General features: G+C 29.1%; 14 protein-coding genes. 2 read left to right on the forward strand and 12 right to left on the reverse strand.

Translation table 11 applies throughout. From position 1 onward, the window contains the following. Positions 1 to 105: 105 nt before the first annotated feature. The 6 genes from JNUCC81_RS09820 to JNUCC81_RS09845 form a co-directional block, all read right to left on the reverse strand. On the reverse strand, positions 106 to 1,833 hold the full coding sequence (locus tag JNUCC81_RS09820) for an oleate hydratase (protein WP_454093296.1): 1,728 nt from the start codon (positions 1,831 to 1,833) through the stop codon (positions 106 to 108). A gap of 220 nt (positions 1,834 to 2,053) precedes the next feature. Further along, on the reverse strand, positions 2,054 to 3,373 hold the full coding sequence (fucP, locus tag JNUCC81_RS09825; RefSeq protein ID WP_454093297.1) for an L-fucose:H+ symporter permease: 1,320 nt from the start codon (positions 3,371 to 3,373) through the stop codon (positions 2,054 to 2,056). A gap of 78 nt (positions 3,374 to 3,451) precedes the next feature. Further along, positions 3,452 to 4,165, reverse strand: coding sequence for a class II aldolase/adducin family protein (locus JNUCC81_RS09830; RefSeq protein WP_454093298.1), 714 nt, complete (start codon positions 4,163 to 4,165; stop codon positions 3,452 to 3,454). A 25-nt stretch (positions 4,166 to 4,190) separates the two neighbouring features. Then, positions 4,191 to 4,631, reverse strand: coding sequence for an RbsD/FucU family protein (locus JNUCC81_RS09835; RefSeq protein ID WP_454093299.1), 441 nt, complete (start codon positions 4,629 to 4,631; stop codon positions 4,191 to 4,193). Beyond that, positions 4,625 to 6,118 carry a rhamnulokinase gene (locus tag JNUCC81_RS09840; RefSeq protein ID WP_454093300.1) on the reverse strand — a complete coding sequence of 498 codons (1,494 nt, stop codon included), beginning with the start codon at positions 6,116 to 6,118 and terminating at the stop codon, positions 4,625 to 4,627. The genes JNUCC81_RS09835 and JNUCC81_RS09840 overlap by 7 nt, the downstream gene beginning before the upstream one ends. 20 nt (positions 6,119 to 6,138) lie before the next feature. Continuing rightward, entirely contained in the window at positions 6,139 to 7,932 is a 1,794-nt protein-coding gene (locus JNUCC81_RS09845; protein WP_454093301.1) for an L-fucose isomerase, read from the reverse strand. A gap of 178 nt (positions 7,933 to 8,110) precedes the next feature. Here JNUCC81_RS09845 and JNUCC81_RS09850 point away from each other — a divergent pair, with 178 nt between their 5' ends. Beyond that, positions 8,111 to 9,004, forward strand: coding sequence for an AraC family transcriptional regulator (locus JNUCC81_RS09850; RefSeq protein ID WP_454093302.1), 894 nt, complete (start codon positions 8,111 to 8,113; stop codon positions 9,002 to 9,004). 141 nt (positions 9,005 to 9,145) lie between these two features. On the opposite strand, the gene JNUCC81_RS09855 is transcribed toward JNUCC81_RS09850, so the two are convergent. The 5 genes from JNUCC81_RS09855 to JNUCC81_RS09875 form a co-directional block, all read right to left on the reverse strand. Then, on the reverse strand, positions 9,146 to 10,495 hold the full coding sequence (locus JNUCC81_RS09855; protein ID WP_454096389.1) for an FAD-binding protein: 1,350 nt from the start codon (positions 10,493 to 10,495) through the stop codon (positions 9,146 to 9,148). A 168-nt stretch (positions 10,496 to 10,663) separates the two neighbouring features. Next, positions 10,664 to 11,812: a lactaldehyde reductase gene (fucO, locus tag JNUCC81_RS09860; protein WP_454093303.1), complete on the reverse strand. Its 1,149-nt coding sequence runs from the start codon at positions 11,810 to 11,812 to the stop codon at positions 10,664 to 10,666. Positions 11,813 to 11,950: 138 nt separating this feature from the next. After that, positions 11,951 to 13,234, reverse strand: coding sequence for a DEAD/DEAH box helicase (locus tag JNUCC81_RS09865; protein WP_454093304.1), 1,284 nt, complete (start codon positions 13,232 to 13,234; stop codon positions 11,951 to 11,953). Positions 13,235 to 13,401: 167 nt separating this feature from the next. Continuing rightward, positions 13,402 to 14,010 carry a TetR/AcrR family transcriptional regulator gene (locus JNUCC81_RS09870; protein ID WP_454093305.1) on the reverse strand — a complete coding sequence of 203 codons (609 nt, stop codon included), beginning with the start codon at positions 14,008 to 14,010 and terminating at the stop codon, positions 13,402 to 13,404. Next, positions 14,010 to 17,648 (reverse strand): efflux RND transporter permease subunit, encoded by a 3,639-nt coding sequence (locus tag JNUCC81_RS09875; RefSeq protein ID WP_454093306.1) that lies wholly within the window; start codon positions 17,646 to 17,648, stop codon positions 14,010 to 14,012. Before JNUCC81_RS09875 ends, JNUCC81_RS09870 begins: the two co-directional genes overlap by 1 nt. A gap of 201 nt (positions 17,649 to 17,849) precedes the next feature. Here JNUCC81_RS09875 and JNUCC81_RS09880 point away from each other — a divergent pair, with 201 nt between their 5' ends. Beyond that, positions 17,850 to 18,812 carry a DMT family transporter gene (locus JNUCC81_RS09880; protein WP_454093307.1) on the forward strand — a complete coding sequence of 321 codons (963 nt, stop codon included), beginning with the start codon at positions 17,850 to 17,852 and terminating at the stop codon, positions 18,810 to 18,812. 64 nt (positions 18,813 to 18,876) lie between these two features. On the opposite strand, the gene JNUCC81_RS09885 is transcribed toward JNUCC81_RS09880, so the two are convergent. After that, the gene (locus tag JNUCC81_RS09885; protein WP_454093308.1) at positions 18,877 to 20,628 is read right to left on the reverse strand and encodes a hypothetical protein; all 1,752 of its coding nucleotides are present in this window, start codon (positions 20,626 to 20,628) and stop codon (positions 18,877 to 18,879) included. Positions 20,629 to 20,675: the final 47 nt, after the last annotated feature.

Genomic DNA, 20,675 nt, shown 5'->3' on the forward strand with positions numbered 1-20,675 from the left:
CTTATATGATATGTATTTTATACTATATTTACTTTTGTAAATTTTGCTATTAAACTTTAAATTATAAAAGACATATAGTACTAAATACATATTATCATTTTAACTTTATCTATAAGAAGTTTTTAGTGCCTGTAGTAATACTTTAGGGTCTTTTTTATAAGGTGTCACTGGACATATTTTCTTATCCGCTACATTAAATAAAGTGTATATAGCAATCTTTGCTGCACGAACAGAATACTCCTCCGTAAATACCATATCTTCTGGAATCTCAACAAATTGACTAATCATAGCAAAGTTAGTTGATCCTTTTGGCACAACGTTTGGACGATCACTCATTTTGCGAGGTTGGAATTGTGCATCTATATAAGGCATCATACATGGAATAACATTTATAACATCTTCCATAATCTCTTCAATTTTATCTTCCATGTGCAAATGATATAATAATTCTATTAGCATTTCTTTACCACTACATTCGCGCATTGGTTTCTTTACATAGTCACCTACCTTATCTGTATATAACCCATATCCCCAGAAAATTGTCGTATCCATAGTTTGATTTTTAAAATGTGGTTGTGCTGCAACCACTATACTCATTAACCAACTTGAATCTTTAAATGTCATTAATGCTCCACTTCCTGGAATATTAGTTGAGAATTTTTCTATTAATTTTAGCAATTTATTACCTTTGCAAGTAACTGTGAAACTTTCCCAATTTGTTTGATCTGGATTACCAAAGAATGGTTCTGGATTTCCTAAACCTGGTTTCTTCTTAGCTACCTTTGACCATAATTCACCAGATATTGGCTTATTAGGATTATACTCTGCTGGCGTATTAAAATCTCCTAATGTAGCACTATCTGTCATACAAGCATTTGTCATAATACAAACATCTCCTGGATTTAATTCAATAACTTTTTTCCCATTTTCGTCTTCTATATGAATTTTAGTTACTGTAATTTCATCTCCTTCTTTAAAGTCTAAATCTGTTACAGTAGCATTTATACTTAAATCAACTCCAAATTCATCTAAATATTCTTTTAACGGAAGTATTACTGATTCGTATTGATTATAAGGAGTACGTGTAACCCCTTCTAATGTTTCTATACGAGAAAATTCAAATATCATACGTTCCATATAACGTTTGAATTCAAATAAGCTTGACCATTTTTGAAACGCAAAGGTTGTTTGCCACATATACCAAAAGTTTGTTGTAAAGAAATGTGGTGTATGTTTAAACCATTGTTCTATAGTCATATCATCTAATTTTTCTTCTGCAGTAATCATTAATTTTCCAAGAGCCATACGGTCTGCATTATTAAATCCCATACTAGTTACATCTTGTATAACTCCATCTTTATCAACTAGTCTAGCTTGTGCACGCGTTGGATGTAAATGATCAAAATTAAGAATTTCTTCTGTAACACTCATACCTGGTGAATCTATTGATGGAATGCTTGAAAATAGTTCCCAGAAATTTTCATATGTCTCTTCATTTAGCATTCTACCACCACGGCATATAAATCCATTGGTAACATCTCCTGCACCATCATTACTACCACCTAGTATTTTCATTCCTTCTATAATATGTATATTTTCACCTTTAAAATTACAATCCCTTATAAGATATGCTGCTCCTGCTAGAGAAGCTAGACCTCCTCCTACAAAGTAAACTTGTTTGTCATTATTGTTTTGAAATGGAATCGACCTTACTATTATTTTATGTTTTTCTTTAAATTTTTTAACTCCTATTATAGCTAGTGTGGCTATTCCTGCGATTGAACCTACACCTAATAATACATTTTTAGTATTTTTATTTAACTTTTTACCCATAAATTAATCCTCTCCTCTCTATTTTAGTTAGATTACTTACTTTTATTGTAGTTTATGTCACTCTAGTTATATATATACGATATTTAATATTTTTCATTTAAAAATATTAAACACACTTAATTTTTTTAATAGCTAATATTTCCAATAAAAAATCGTACCTATTAAGATACGATTTTTATTATATAAATTAATTTTATTAAGTTTTAATTATAGTATTTTATTATGCTTCTTTTTTAGTTCTAAAACATAATGAGTAAATAAGAACTACTGCAAAACATATTACCGGTACTAAAAATGATGAACGAACAGCTGCTTCTGCACCTGTAAAAGATGGAACTATATTAGATAAAGCACCATTGTCTATAAATTTTCCCATAATAGGTGTTATAACTGCTCCTCCAAGTATTGCCATTATAAGTCCTGCAGCACCAACTTTAACTTCTTCACCTAAATCTTTAAGTGCTATACCATAAATTGTTGGGAACATTAATGACATACAAGCTGATATTCCAACTAAGCACCACACTGATTGATATGTTGGTAAGTATATTGTTCCTAAACTACAAGCTATACCACCTATTGCAAACACCGCCATCATTATAGCTGGGTCTATGTATTTCATTAAGGCTGTGCATATCCAACGACATATTATAAATGATATTATTGCTATAAGATAGTACTCTGCTGCCGCTGCTTCATCAAGTCCTAGTGTAGTCATTACATATTTTATAGTCCAAGTCCAAACAGCTATTTGAACTCCAACATAGAAAAATTGAGCTATTACGCCAAATGTATAACGTGGTATTTTAATAAGTTTTTTTATTGAATGTACTATGTGAAGTTCTGCTGAAGTATCTTTTTCCAAATCTTTATTTTTCTTGAAGAAACACCAAATTACTATAGCTATTATAACTAATCCTACATATGGTACACATACCCATAATAACTCATTACTACGTATTGTACTTAAAGCTTCTGGACTCATTGCAATACGTTCTTCATAAGTTGCAGAATTTAAATTTCCTAATATTAAGTATTTAGCTAATATAATACCCGTTAAAGAACCTAAGGGGTTAAACGCTTGAGCTAGATTTAGGCGACGAACACTAGTCTCTTCATCCCCTAATGAAATTACATATGGATTACAAGTAGTTTCTAATATAGAAAGACCTCCCGCTAAAACAAACACTGATGCTAAGAATAAATTAAAATTTTGTAACATTGCTGCTGGTATATATCCTATAGCTCCAATTATATATAATCCAAGGCCTACTAACACACCATGTCTGTATGAATATTTCTTTATTAAAATTGCCGCTGGTAATGCAAGTACTGCATATGATCCGTAAAATGCTACTTGAGTAAGTGAAGCATCCGCCGCTTCTAGCATAAATATTTTTCCAAAGGCTGGTACAAGATTATCAGTCATATTATTTAATAATCCCCAAAGTACAAAACATGATATAAGCATTATAAAATGAATTCTGTATTTTTTCGGAACGACAGAAATATTGTCTACACTTTTAGCTTTACCTTCCATAAATTTTCCCCCTATACATTTATAAAGTTTTAATCTAGCAGTGATGGATAAATTTTACTCATCAATCACTGCTAAAGCTTACTTACACTTATTTATTTTTCTATAGCGTTTAAATCCTGGGTGTCTACCTGTAACTCCATATCCATTTCTCATACCTATTAATCTATTGATATTATCTTTTGATATTTCTTTTTCTCCTCCTAGTAAGTGTGCTGTTAAGCTTATCTTTGCAAATAATTCTAATGTCTCCATTCTATAGTAAGCAGTTATTAAATCTGAACCAACAGTTAATGCTCCGTGGTTAGATAATAGTAAAACATCATGTTCCTCTAAATATGGAGCTATAGCATCTGGAACTTCATGTGTAGATGGAGTTCCATATGGAGTAACTGGTATAGACCCAATTGCTATTACTGTTTCAATCATTGTGTATCTATCCATATCAAGTTGAGCTACTGCAAATCCAGTTGCTGTTGGAGGATGAGCATGAACTACTGCTCCTACATCTTCTCTTTCCTGATAACATCTTAAATGCATTTTTATTTCTGAAGAAGGTTTTGCTCCTTCCTCTCCATCAAGAACATCCCCATTAGCATCTATATGAACTAATTTTTCTGGAGTTATAAAACTTTTACTTATTCCAGTAGGTGTTGCTAAAAAAGTTCCATCTTCTAATTTTACAGTTACATTTCCATCATTTGCTGCAACCCATCCTAATTGCCACATCTTATGACATACATCACACATTTGTTCTCTAACTTCCATATATTCTAAATTCTTTGTACATTCCATAATATTTGCCTCCCTAATTTAGCTATTATTCTACTACTACACCTTTTTGTAATATAACGTTTGCGTAAAGTGCTTTTTCTCCAGTTGCTATTATTGCATAAACATCTTTTGCTTCATCATAGAATTTAAAACGATCTATTGTTCCAATAGCTTCATTTCCTCTATTATCGTATTTGCTTATAATGGTTTTATATTCATCCCATATAGGTGTTTTGACTGTATCTCCTGGCATAACTTCCATTAATTTAACTGGCCTTTCTATGTAAGTATCTAGTGGAAATACTTTAAGTATTGATTCTAATAATTTTGGTATTTCGTGTCCATCACAACGAACTACTTTACAATCTTTTCCTATACTTTCAGTAGGAAAATTCCCATCAGCTATTACTATTTGATCACTGTGACCCATTTCACATAATATCTTTAATAATTCTGGTGATAGTATTTGTGGCACTCCTTTTAACATTTAGCTACCTCCTTAGATTTAATAACATCTTTAAACTTTTCATAAAAAACATTCCATGAATTAAAATCTTTTGGCATGTAGTAAGATATCTTTTGAGAGTTTCTTATTATTTCACGAGCTTTACCTAAATTTTCAATTTCTCCACTTGCCATTAATTGTATTGCTATATTTCCTAGTACAGTAGCTTCAATAGGACCTGCAAAAACTTTACAGTTACATGAGTTTGCTGTCATTTGGCATAGTAATTTACTTTGAGTTCCTCCACCTACAATATACATATCTTGATATTCTTTTTTGGTGCAATCTTTTATTTCTTCTAATGAGTATCTATATTTCATTGCTAAACTTTCATTTATGCATCTGACAATTTCACCTTCATTTTCTGGTACTTCTTGATTAGTTTTTAAACAGTAATCTTTTATTCTTTGAGGAATATTTCCAGATGGTACAAATACTGGGTCATCTGGATCTATAAAGCATTTAAAAGATTTAGATTCTTTTGCCATATCTTCTAGCTCTGTAAAACTATATTCTTTTCCTTCTCTTTCCCATTGCCTTTTACTTTCTTGTATTAACCAAAGACCTATAATATTTTTCAAGAAAGATGACTTATCTCCATAAGCTCCTTCATTCGTTATATTATAATATCTTGATTTTTCATTAATAATCGGTTCATCAATTTCGCTTCCAAGTAAGGACCATGTTCCACAGCTTAAAAATATAAAATCTTTTTCTTTTGCTGGAACAGAAACTAATGCACTTTGTGTATCATGCCCTGCTACTGCAATTACATCTAACATATCTATTTTAAGTTCTTCACTTATATCCTCTGATATTTTTCCTATTACAGTTCCACTTGGCACTATTTTTGTAAATAGCTTTTTAGGTAATCCCAAAGAATCTATTACTTCATGGGACCAGCTTCTATTTTTTGCATCAAATAATTGAGTTGTTGATGCAATTGAGCTTTCTGTTACTTTTTTACCTGTTAATAAATAGTTAAATAAATCAGGCATTAGGAGCATCACATCTGCACTTTGCAGCAGATGTAATCTTTTTTCTTTTAATGATAATAACTGAAATACTGTATTTATCTCCATAAATTGATTTCCCGTTATATCATAAAATCTATCTTTAGATATTTTTTCAAAACTTTTCTCTATCATTCCAGATGTTCTTCCATCTCTGTAATGAATTGGATTTTCAAGTAGTTGACCATATTCATCAAGTAGTGTAAAATCAACTCCCCAAGTATCTATACCTAAGCTATCAATTTTACCAAATTGTTTTGATTTTACTAGGCTTTGCTTTATTTCAAAGAAAAGTCTAAGTACATCCCAGTACATTGTTCCATTTAAAATTACAGGGTCATTTGAAAATCTATGAATTTCTTTTATATCTATTTTGGTCCCATCAAATACACCAAGCATGGCTCTTCCACTAGATGCACCAAAATCAAAAGCTAAGACTTGTTTTTTATTTTCCATAGTATCACCTGCTAAATTTTTTATTTATACATTGGCCCATAAGCTTTGCAAGCTCTATAATCTTGACCTTCTTTATCCATTCCAAATGCATTCCAACAAGATGGTCTAAATACTTTTTCCTCTTCTATATTGTGCATACTTACTGGTATTCTTAATATAGAACATAAAGTGATTATATCTGCCCCTATATGACCATAGCTTATTGCTCCGTGGTTAGCTCCCCAATTATTCATTACATCATAAGCTGATTTAAATGCACCTTTTCCTGTAAGTCTTGGCGCAAACCAAGTACAAGGCCAAGTATAGTCAGTTCTCTTCCATAATTTATCTGATACTTCATGTGGAAGATTTACAGTGTATCCTTCAACTAATTGAACAACAGGTCCAAGTCCCTTGACTAAATTTAAACGGATCATAGTTACTGGCATTTCAGCTTCTGTTAAGAATCTCGAAGAATATCCACCGCCTTTGAAATATCCGTTATTTGCAGGATTCCAAGTAGTTGATTTAAGTATATTTTCTTGATCTTCTTTAGTTACATCATACCAAGCTTTCATTACTCCATTTCCATTTTCATCTTTTGCTTGACCACAAGCATCAAGACAAGATGCTCCTGAGTTTATTAAATGTATAAATCCATCAGATTCTTTAGCTACACCTTCTAGTTCATATCCTGTAGCGTTCTTAACTGCATCTGGACTCCAATAAGTACGCACATCAGAAAATATTTGCGCAGTATTAGTTAATAATTTTCCAAATAACATACTTATACCATTTAATACATCATTTTCAGTAGCTAATATATAAGGTTCTCTAACTCCATCCCAGTCAAATGAAGTGTTAAGTAATGCTTCTGGGAAGTCACAGTTTGGATAAAAATCAGTCCACTGTCTTTGACCTTGGAAACCTGCCACTATTGCATTGTGCCCTAACCTTTCTTCTTCACATCCATCTGGTAAGTTTTCATTTCCATTCATTAAGTCTTTTATTATACACATCATTTTAACTACAAATTCCCAGTCTTCATCTTTTTGCTCTCTGCTTTTTTGAACATAATCAGGGTTAGTGTCAAACCCTTCTATACACTTTTCTTTAGTCCATTTTAAAGCTCTTTCAAATTCAGCTTTATCATATATGTCTTCACTCATTCTTCTTATTACTTCTGTTTCATCAACTGATTCTACTCTCATTCCTAAGTATTCTTCCATAAATGCTGAATCTATTATAGAACCACCTATACCCATACATATCGAACCTATTTGTAAATAAGATTTCCCCCTCATAGAGGCTGCTGCCACTGCGGCTCTACCAAATCTTAATAATTTCTCTTTAACATCTTCCGGGATATCAGTTGCATCTGCATCTTGTACATCATGTCCATATATTCCAAATGCAGGAAGACCTTTTTGAGCATGCGTTGCTAAAACTGATGCAAGGTAAACTGCTCCTGGTCTTTCAGTTCCATTAAATCCCCATACTCCTTTTATAGTCATAGGGTTCATATCCATTGTTTCTGAACCATAGCACCAACATGGAGTAACTGTAAGAGTTATATCTACGCCCTCTCTTCTAAATTTATCTGCGCAAGCTGCTGATTCCGGAACTCTACCTATTGTAGTATCTGCTATAACAACTTTTACAGACTCTCCATTAGAATATTTTAAATTTTCTTCAAATAATTTAGCTGCTGATTTTGCCATATTCATTGTTTGTTCTTCAAGTGAACCACGTACATCTAATACTCCTTTTCTAGCATCAATTGTTGGTCTTATCCCTATTACTGGATATTCTCCTACTAATCTGCTCTTTGCCATAATAATTCCTCCCCCAATTTATTTAATTTATTTTTATTTGATTTTACACATAATTGGTTAATTTCTTCATACTTAACTTTCTTAATTAAATTATACACTTTATAATAAACGTTTTCTTGCGATATAATAGTCAGAAAATATAATAATATTCACTTTTTTATAAATAGGAGGTAGTACTTTGAAATATTTTGATTATAAAGAGAATAAACAACATGGTACTTTTGATTTTCCAATAGAATTTTATCATGTTACTCCAAGCCATCCTAGATATAACATGCCATACCATTGGCATACTGAGTATGAAATAATAAGAATTTTAGAAGGAGAATTTTTGCTAGTTACTAATGATGAGAAAATATTAGCACAAAAAGGAGATGTAGTTTTTATACATGATGGCATTTTTCATGGAGGTACACCTAAAGATTGTATTTATGAATGTATCGTATTTGATATGAAGTTACTTTTAAAACAAAATAATGCATGTACAAAACAAATACAAGATATTATAAATCAAAAAAAAATAGTTCTCCCTAAACTTCCTACTGATATATGTAACTTGAAAGTATGCTTAGGTAATTTATTTGAATCAATGAAATCAAAAAAAATTGGCCATGAATTTATTACTCAAGGGTCCTTATACCACTTATTAGGAATTATTTTAGAGCATGAATTATACATAAGTAAAAACAAAGATACTAAAAAAAATCAGGAAAGAGTTCTACAATTTAAAAAGGTGGTATCTTTAATAGAAGATAAATATTGGGCACCTTTATCTCTTGAAGATTTATCTAAAGAAGCATGTATGACTCCAAAATATTTTTGCAGATTTTTTTATGAAATGACCAATAAAACACCCATTGAGTATTTAAATTATTACCGTATTGAAAGTGCTTGTGAACAACTTATAACTACTGACTCGCCTATTACAGAAATTGGGCTTAACTGTGGATTTAATGATGTAAGTTATTTTATTAAAACCTTTAAAAAATATAAAGGAACTACACCTAAAAAATATTTAAAATATTTACTATCTAATAACATTAAAGAAGATCGCCCTTATGGTTACTTTTAATAATTTTTATATTTAAATATATTAATTCATTATAAGATAACTACTGTATTTACAGCATGTTATTACATATAAAAAATTAAAATAAGTACCTTAGATAAACTCATATCACAGGTACTTATTTTAATTTTTTATATTAAGAATCTATTTTTTATTACCTATACCTTGGGGAAAACTAAATATATTACATGGATCATATTTATATTTTATATACTCCAATCTAAAAACATTATTTCCATAGTACTCAAATTTATAATCATAAAGCTTATCATAAGGAAAGTTAACATAAGATCCATTAGTTAAATTATATATATATGGATAATTATTATATACCCACCTATAATTATCTTGTTTATAATAATTATTTTCAAACACTGATTGTAGCAACAGTATATACTTAGCATCTCTATAGTAAAATGCTGTATTATATTTACCAACTTGAGATACTTTACCTCCTAATCCATACATATTGACTGATGTTAAAATAGAACCTTCAGGTCTTTTAGTATTTATAATAGATACTATTTGTTTTATCTCATCTATAGAAAAATCTCTCTCTACAAATCTACCTGTAGATTTAAAATATTCATATTTAGGATATATTTCACCCACTTCATTTACAGCCTCCAAAAAAGTTATATATTTTAGGCTAATATTAGATCCTTGTATTTGATAAAATGGTTGCAATAGTCTTTGAGTTTCGTATAGATTTTTATAGCAAATTCCTATTGCATAAACATACATTCCGCTATCTAAAGTATTATATATTCCTGCTCTCATATTTATATCATTATCAACTTTACTAATCCACCTTTGCCATGTGTCAAAAAATATACATTGAGTGTTTATACTAGCTTTGGGGTAATAAATTTCAAACAATGTGACATTTCCTACTTTATTTGGTAATTTAAAGGTCATTGATACTACAACTCCATAGTTACCTCCACCAGCACCTCTAACTGCCCAAAATAAGTCTTGATTTATATATTCATTTGCAACTAATAAATCTCCATTATAATTCATTAATTCTATCTCTACAAGACTGTCACATCCGAGACCTAATTTTCTAGAAGATAAGCCCCATCCTCCTCCAAGACTATATCCGCTAACTGCAACTGTTGGACAAGTTCCTCCTGGAAATGGGTATCCTTGACTAGAAACATAGTTATATAATTGTGAATTAGTTACACCTCCACCTATTTTAACAGTATTATTCACATAATTTATTTTCATGCTATTCATTCTACTTATATTTATAACTAATACATTATTTCCCGTTGAGTATCCTTCATAATTATGTCCTCCTGATTGTACCCTAATAGGAACGCATCTACTTTTAGCCCAAAGTATAGCATCACTTACATCTTGATAATTTTCACAATATACTATAGCTATTGGGTACTTTTGTATTGATCTATTCCACACTTGTCTTAAATAATCATAATCATAGCTATCTCTAGTAATAATTTCACCATTTAAACCAAAGAAACACATATTTTCCAATTAAATCACCTACTATAAATATTTTTGTTTCATAATATTTTATGTAGTATTTTGTCTAATTGTTATACTTATAATAAAAATACCTCTAGGTATCAATTAGATATCTAGAGGTATTTTTATTAACTTATTTTTACATTATTTAGAATAAATACACTGTGGCTATATTAAAGACTTATATAAATTTACTATATCTTCAACACATGTATCTTTTGGATTTCCTGGTCTACACGCATCTGCATATGCAGACTCTGCTAAAAAATTAATATCTTCTTCTTTGATTATTTCTTTTAAATTATGAGGTATTCCAACATCACTAGAAAGTTTCTTAACTGCATCTATTGCAGCCTTTCTATATTCTTCAATACTCATATTTTCGGTTCCTTCAACTCCCATAGCTGATGCAATGTACTTATACTTATCTCCAGTTGCCTCAGCATTATATTTCATAACTGTAGGAAGTAATATCGCATTTGCTACACCATGAGGTGTATCATATAATGCACCTAAAGGATGTGCCATAGAGTGAACTATTCCTAAACCAACATTTGAGAATCCCATACCTGCTATATATTGACCAAGTGCCATTCCTTCTCTGCCTTCTCTAGTATTTTCAACTGCGCCTCTTAAACTTTTAGCTATTATCTCTATAGCCTTTATATGAAACATATCAGTCATTTCCCAAGCAGCAGCCGTTGTAAATCCTTCGATTGCATGAGTTAGAGCATCCATTCCTGTAGCAGCTGTAAGACCTTTGGGCATACTTTCCATCATCTCTGGATCAATTATTGCCACTACTGGTATATCATGAGTATCTACACATACAAATTTTCTATTTTTCTCAACATCTGTTATTACATAGTTTATAGTAACTTCTGCTGCTGTACCTGCTGTTGTTGGAACTGCTATTATTGGTACACATTTATTTTTAGTAAGAGCAACACCTTCTAGACTTCTTACATCTTCAAATTCAGGATTATTTATAATTATAGCTATAGCTTTTGCAGTGTCCATAGAAGACCCACCACCAATAGCTATAACATAATCTGCTCCTGAATTTTTATAAGCCTTAATACCTGATTGTACATTTTCTATTGTCGGGTTTGCTTTTATATCAGAGTATATTTCGTATGTAAGATTAGCTTCATCTAATATAGATGTAACTTTTTTTGATACATCAAATTTAATTAAATCTGGGTCAGTACATATAAACGCTTTATTTAAACGTCTACCTTTTACCTCACTCACTATTTCTTTTATAGCTCCTGATCCATGATAAGATGTTTCATTTAAAACTATTCTATTTATCATAATAAAAATCCCCTTTATTAATATACTTTATATTATATATATTAAATAAAAGGGATTTTTTTTTCTATAAATATAGTAGAATAAAATATGACTATTTTCACTTTTGTAATATTTTACATAATACCTATGCAAAATATATTATTTGCCACTAACTTTTTTAACATCCTTCTTTCTATATTGCTTCCAATTTTTATTATTTTTGTTAGAAATATTTTTTTTATTACTAGTAGTGCTTTTCTTATTGTTATTTCTATCATTATCTTTCTTTTTATCATTTGTTGAAACATCATTTGCGCTTGCACTTTGAGAATGGTCTTTTATCACTCTTATTTTTTTCTTTATAAGCTTTTCTATTGACTTATGAAGATCTCTTTCTTCCATAGAACAAAACGAAATAGCTACTCCACTTTTACCAGCTCTTCCTGTTCTACCTATTCTATGAACATAAGTTTCAGAAACTTCTGGTAAATCATAGTTTATTACATGAGATAGTTCATCTATATCAATTCCTCTTGCTGCTATATCTGTTGCTACTAATACTCTTATTTTACCTTCTTTAAAATTATTTAAAGCAAGTTGTCTAGCATTTTGAGACTTGTTCCCATGAATAGCAGATGATTGTATACCAGAGTTTATAAGTTGTGTTGTAATTTTATTCGCTCCATGCTTTGTTCTGGAAAATACTAATACAGATTCCATAGATTTATCTTTTAATAAGTCTATAAGTAAATCTTTCTTTTGCTTTTTACCTACAAAGTATATACTTTGGTCAACAGTTTCAGTAGTAGATGATACTGGTGCAACTTCTACTTTTTTAGGTTTTTTAAATATAGAATCTGCTAGTTTTGATATTTCTTTTGGCATAGTTGCTGAGAAAAATATATTTTGACGCTTAGTCGGCATGTGCTTTATTATTCTTTTTACATCATGAATCATACCCATATCAAGCATACTATCTGCTTCATCAAGTACAAAGTATTTTACATTTCTTAAATCTATAAACTTTTGATTATATAAATCAAGCATTCTACCCGGAGTAGCTATTAATACATCTACCCCTTCTTTTAATGCCTTTGTTTGAGGATTTTGAGATACTCCACCAAAAATAACTAGGTTCTTTATATTCATATACTTTGAGTAAATTTCAAAGTTTTCCTCTATTTGTATGGCAAGTTCTCTAGTAGGTGCTAATATTACTGCTTTTATCCCTTTTGATGAATTTTTATCTTTATATATATTTTGTAATATTGGAATAGCAAAAGATGCTGTTTTTCCTGTACCTGTTTGAGCACATCCAAGTAAGTCATGTCCTTGTAATAAATATGGTATAGACTTTTCTTGTATTGGTGTTGGTTTTTTATATCCCTCTTCTTCTAATGCCTTTTTAATAGGCTCTATTATATCTAAATCTTTAAATAGCATTGTTTCTCCTTTAAGCTTTATATTTAATTTTATCTTATTTTTATTATATAAAAAAAGAGACTTCAAATATATGTAAAGCTAAACATATAAGTCCCCTTAATACATTATACAATATAATCTTTAAAATTAATACAAAAAAATCGTATCTGTTAAGATACGATTTTTTATTAATTTAATCCCTTTAGAAGTAGTTTATATGCCCTATATTTAGCTTTTTCAATTTTTTCTTTATCTTCTTCTTTGTTAATACACATAGTATTTCCAAATCCCATAGCTACACTTTCAAATACCATAATTTGATATTCTTTATCTTCTTGTTCTTTAATTATATTTTCTGATACCCCAAGTGACACTATATCTTCTATTGTTCCTTTTAACAAATTATATCTGCTATTAATATATTCTTTATTATTTTCTAGGATTTCTTTAAACTCATGATGGCTTAAATTAGAAAATAATATATTTGTAGCAGAGCTGTAATCTCTTGCACCTTTTGCAACTATATCTAAAGCAATATAACATTTATTTTTAAAACCATCTTTTTCATTAATCTTTTCTAAAGTTTCAGATAGTTCTATATTCATATTATAGAGTAATGCTTTTTCTAAAATTTCTTCTTTAGATTTAAAGTAATCGTAAATAGTGCCTTTACCAATACCAGCTTCCTTTGCAATATCAGCTACTTTAACTGTATGAAGTTTAATACCTTCATGCATAAGCTTAGTTACTGCATTGAAAATCAGTATTTCTTTTTCAGAGTGAGTGTTATTTTCCACTACATATCCTCCTCATCTATTATGATTGGTTTTAACTCTTTACGATTAAGTATATCATACATAATCGGAACTACAAATAGTGTTAAAATTGTTGCATAGCTAAGCCCTCCAATTGTAACTATTGCCATTGGCTGAATCATATCAGCTCCTGTTCCTATTCCTAGTGCTAAAGTTGAAAGCCCAAGTATTGTTGTAAGTGCTGTCATAAGTATTGGTCTTATTCTTGTTCTTCCTGTTACTATTAATGCTTTTTTCTTATCCATTCCAGTAAGTCTTAACTGATTTACATAATCAACAAATACTATACCATTGTTAACTACTATACCTGCAAGCATTAAAAAACCTAACATGGATATCATACTTAGTTCAAAATTTGTTATTAAAAGTCCTAAAAATCCTCCTGTAAATGCAAGTGGAATTGTAAATAATACTATAAATGGAGATAATAATGATTGGAATTGTGCTACCATTATTAAGTATATAAATACTATGGCTAATGTAATCATTTTAATTAAATCACCAAAAGCGCTATCCATAGATTCTTTTTCTCCACCCATTTCTATACTATATCCATTAGGCAAATTATACTCTTTTAATTTTAAGTCAACTTCTTTACTTATTAATCCAATATTATGTTTTTTATCTATTGATGCAGTTATTTCTATATTTCTTACCTGTCTTTCATGCTTTATAGATTCAAGACTTTCTACTTCTTTAATTGTAGCTATGTCACTTAATTTAATTTCAACTTCTTTATTCTCTTTCCCAGTTTTTATTTTATATCCTGATAAGCTCTCTCTACTTAATGTATCTTTTTTATCATCTACTACAATTACTGAATATTCATCTGAACCAACATTTAATGTAGTTGCAGTGTTCTCATTTTTTAATGCCTTTGATACTTCTTGGTAAACTTGAGCTACTGTCAGACCATACGCCATAGCCTTTTCTTTATCTACAGTAATTTTTGTTTCTTTATTTCCATCTCCTAAAGCATTATCTATTTCAGTTGTACCTTCTGTTTTTTCTAAAATATCAGTTACATCTTTAACTATATCTTTTAGTTTATCTAAATCATTTCCTTTTACTGTTACTTGGATTCCTGAGCCGCCTAATGCTGACATATCCATATTTGAAGAATTAACTTTTATATCTGCTTTTAAGTCTGATGTTTCTTTAGTTATTATATCTGCTACTTCTTGGCTTGATAATTTCTTACCCTCTTTTAATAAAACATAGAAAGATACACTATTTTTACCTCCTCCAAACATAGAAAATTCTCCATTACTTTGAAGTGCTCCAACTGTATCTACATCTTCAATTTTTGTAATCCTATCAATTATAACTTCACTCATATCTCTTGTATCTTGTGCTTTTGACCCTTTTGGCATTTCTAAAGTAACCGATAATTGTGTACTATCACTTTCAGGCATTAATATAGTTCCTTTAGATATAATTAAAACTGCACTTCCTATAAGTAAAACTAAAGATCCTATTAGTACTATAAATTTATGTTTAAGGCTTATTTTAAGTAATTTTTCATATAAATTTACAAACTTATCAAATAATTTATGTTCTTTTTGAATATTTGATTTAAGCATTGTTGATGACATTGATGGAACTAATGTAAGTGCCACTATTAAGCTTGCTATTAATGAACATGCAATTGTAAGACCCATATCTGTAAATAGCTGACGAGATAATCCTTGTGTAAATACTATTGGTAAGAATACACATACTGTTGTTAGTGTTGATGCAAATATTGCTCCTGCAACTTGATTTGCTCCTTTTACTGAAGCTTTTACAGCATTCATACCTTCATTTCTTAATCTATATATATTTTCAATTACTACTATACTATTATCAACAAGCATTCCAACGCCAAGTGCTAATCCTGACAGAGATATAATGTTCATTGTTACGTTACTAAAATACATCATAGTAATTGCAAATAGTACACTTATTGGAATACTAAATGCTATTATTATTGTTGGTCTAATACTTTTTAAGAATACAAATAGTATAACTACTGAAAGCAATCCACCTAATACAAGATTACTTAAAACTGATTTAATAACTATATCAATATATACACCTTGGTCTTGTAGGGGAGTTATATGCATATCTTTATTTTCACTTGTAAGTTTTTTTATATTTTCATTAATTCTCTTGGAAACTTCTGATGTAGATGATGTACTTTGCTTTTGGAAAGATAGTATTATTCCATCATTACCATTAATTTTTGCATACATTTTATCTGCATTATCAGTAAGGGTAACATTGGCTACATCTTCAACTTTTATTTCTCCTACTCCATCAATATTAAGTAGTACTAATTTATTTAAATCTTCTATATTTGAAACTTTATCTCCTATTTTAACTATGTATTGCTCTTCATTTTCACTAATATAACCTGCTGGCATTGAAAAGTTTTGAGCTGCTAGTATTTGGCTTAAATTTTCTTTTGTTATGTTCTTTCCTAAATCTGCATTTTTATAAGCTTCTTCCTGTGCTTTTTCAAGTTCTTTAGATGACTTTTCAAGCTCTGCTTCACTAGTTGCAAGTGTAGCTGATGCTTTATTTAGTTCTGAGTTTAAGGTAGCTTTACCAGCTTCTAATTGTTTCTCTTTATCATTTAATTCTTTTAGTTGTTTTTCTAAAGATGACTTTTGAGAATTAATTTCGTTTAGTTTTTCATCAAAAACTTTAATTCCGGATTCAAGCTGTAATAAAGCTTCTTTTTGTTTATCACTTATTTCTATTTTATTTTCTTCTTGCTTCTTAATTATTTCTTCTAATGAATTCTTTTGACTTATTAACTGATTCTTTTGATTTTCTAATTCTTTTTGTGCAGTAGGTAATTGGCTAAGCGCACTTTGAAGTTTTACCTTACCTTCCTGTATTGCACTACTTCCACTTGAAAGTTCTTGATTTTTATCTTTACTTTGTTGTTCTAATTGAACTTTACCATCAGCTATTTTTTTCTTTGCACTATTTAATTCAGCTTTAGATGATGCCATTTTTGAATCAATAGAGTTCTTTAACTTATTGTTAAGATTTTCAATTTTGCTATCATCTAGAGTTATTTTTATACTTTCTTCTAATAATCCTGTTGCATCAACTGAAGCTACCCCATCTATTCTTTCAAAAGTTGGTATTACATCTGACTTTACTATACTAGATATTTCTTTTATATCTTGATTATTTATATCCACGCTTGCTACCATTATAGGCATCATATCTGGATTCATTTTCATAAGTGTAGGTGTACCTACTTCATCAGATAATTGTGATTTTACTAAGTCTATTTTTCCACTTAAATCAATCATTGCACTATCCATATTCATACCCTGATTAAATTCAAGCATAATCATACTTGAATTTTCACTCGATACACTATTAATATCCTCGATACCATTAGTTGTTGCTAAAACTTTTTCTAATGGTTTTGTTACTGATTCTTCTACTTTTTCAGGACTTGCTCCCGGATATGTTGTCATTACAATAACATATGGCAAATCTATTTTAGGTAATAAATCTGTTGTCATTCCTGTAAAAGATACTGCTCCTAAAATAATAACTAGTATTACTGATACAAAAACTGTAAAAGGCCTTTTTACGCTAAATTTTGAAAACATATAAAATTCTCCCTAATAATTTTTCCGACCGACCAGTCGGTCGCTAATTTAAAGTGTATCATTTACTTATATATTACTCAATAATTTTTATTTATATTTATTACATTTTAAGATTGTTATTTAAATTTCTAACTAATATAGATTAATCACTATCACATATTTATATAAACAGTATTAGTATAGTTATTAGGGGGTGTTTTTATGAAAAAGGGATATGTATATATAGCTTTATCTACTTTTTTATTTAGTACTATGGAGATTGCGCTAAAGACAGTGGGATCTAGTTTTAACCCAATACAATTATCTATGACTCGTTTTTTAGTAGGAGGCATAGTTTTACTTCCTTTTGCTTTGAAATCTCTAAAAGAAAAATCAGTTTCTTTAAATTTATCTGATTTAAAATATTTTTCATTTTTAGGATTTATGTGTGTAGTTGTAAGTATGACTTTTTATCAACTTGCGGTATCTACAAGTAAAGCTTCCGTAGTTGCTGTATTATTTAGTTGTAACCCTGTTTTTGTAATGTTTTTTGCATATATATTATTAAAAGAAGATATTCATAAAAATAATATTTTATCCTTAATTTTAGAGATTTTAGGAATTTTAATTATAATAAATCCTCTTCATACAAACTTAAATCTAAATGGAGTGTTATTAACTTTATTATCTGCTATAACTTTTGCTATTTACGGGGTTTTAGGTAAAAAGAAATGCATAAAATTTGGTGGACTTGCTGTTACTTGCTTTAGTTTTATATTTGGTAGTTTAGAAATGATAATTCTTTCTCTCTTAACTAAATTTGACTTTGTTTCAAGCTTACTTAATTCTAATAGTTTAGGAGTATTTTCAAATATTCCATTCTTTACAGGGTACACATTAAGTAATACCCTTTATGTAATTTACATTTTTGTATTTATTACAGGGGTTGGTTATGCTCTTTATTTTAAAGCTATGGAAGAAACTTCTGCTAATACAGCATCATTAGTATTTTTCTTTAAACCTGTTTTATCTCCTATACTTGCATTTTTACTTATACATGAATCTATCCCTTTTAATATGATTCTTGGAATTATATTTATTATTTTAGGATCTATAGCTTCACTTTTTCCATCAATTTTAAATAATAAACACAATGATAAAAATAAAGCTATAGAAGAAAGTTAACTTTAAAATAGATACCTGTAAAATAAATTTTAATACGCTTATTTTACAGGTAGTTTATATTTATTTAATTTAATAAATCAAATAAAGTTATCTCTGGCTCAGGTGCAAAGTCTTCTAATCTTTTCTTCGCTAAATTAATATACCAAGACTTATCTAGTTTAGAAGGTATTTTCATATCCATTATATTATCATTTACTATAAATACCCTATCTGGTGTATTCCCTATTTTCTCAGGATTTTTAAAATCTTCTTTAACTTTCATTATACAAGGATCGCTTGCTAATTTACTTGCAAATACTCTTATTACTTTTAAGTTTATCTTCTCCTGTCCATATAAAGCATGTTTATAAGCACCAGTTATTTTGATACACTTTTGAAAGTCTATTAGACTATTACAATTTAATATAGTATCTTCTATACTTACATTATTAATCAAATATTCTTTTAATGCTTTATTAACGATTGGTAAATCATTATCTAGTAAACTTAATTTTTTAACATAGGCTCCCTTACTCTTTACTCTTTTATCTTTTTGTATAAATATATAATTATTAACATCCTTTTGAATAACTTTTTCTATCATATCATGGTCTAAGTCCATTTTTGTTCTACTACACCAATCTTCACAAATCTTTAAATATTTATCTACATCTTCTTTACTATTGAATCTAAACATAACACCATCTGTATTTCCCTGTATAAACTCTGCATTATCTTCAAATTCAAGTTCAACTTTTTCAATTAAGTCAAGTAATAATAATTGACCGTTTACACATATTGCATTTCCAACTTGAGGATCGTATAAATCATTATTTCTATCTTTTGATGCTCCAAAAACTGAGTTTAAGACTATTTTTAATGGATACTCTTTAGGGTCTTTATTTTTTTTAAGCTCTATTCTAGTATCTCTTATTTGTTTATATTTTTCAGGTTTTGATACATTCCTACTTAATAGATTATAGTTAATTATTATTGATGGATAAAATGAACTTACATCACTGTTTACAATAAATCCATCTTTATTATATTTTTTTCTAGCAGAATGAAGTCCACCCCAACCAAAATCTGTTTCTACATTATATACATTTATTTTTAGACCTTTTTTATAATCTCTATTATTAAAATCCTCATACCATTTTTTTACAAAATCATACTTACTAAATTCTAATGTATCTATTATATTAAAATCAAATTCATCGTTTCTTTCAAAATTTGGTCTTTTAGCCCCTAGTATTGAACTACTTAATTGAGCTTTTGATTTATTAAAAAAGCTTTCTTCTAAGTTAAAATAATTTATTAATGCTTCTTGAGCTTCATATTCATGTTTTAATTCATTAAAAACCTTTAATGTCATTCTAACATCATGTAGGCAATAACTTGTTAATTCTTCTATTTCTTCTTTGCTTGGATAAGTTTTTAGATCAAAAGATACACTACTTTCTACTATACTCTCACCCATAAATAACTCTAGCTCTTTAAGACTTTTAAATCCATCTCCTAATTCAAAGAAGAATAGTTCCTGGCTATTTAAAGATCTATCTATCTGCCATCCTGAAAGTTTTTCTTTAATAATTTTATCTGATACCATACAAGGGTTTAGATTAGCCAGTAAAGCCTTCATGATCCATTGATCATACCCTCTTATATTGTACCCTAGCCATATATTATTTCTATTTTTATTAAACACTCTTAAGAATTCATTTCTATCATTAACTATTGTATGTTCTAATCCACTTTTTACATCTTTCATACAGCACATCCAGAAGTTAGCATTTGATAGAACTTCAAAGTCTATTACTATTAGCCTTTTATTCATAATGCACATCCTTTTATGTTTTCTTATTTGTTTACAATATAATAATA

It is taken from the genome of Faecalimicrobium sp. JNUCC 81 (assembly GCF_053667625.1).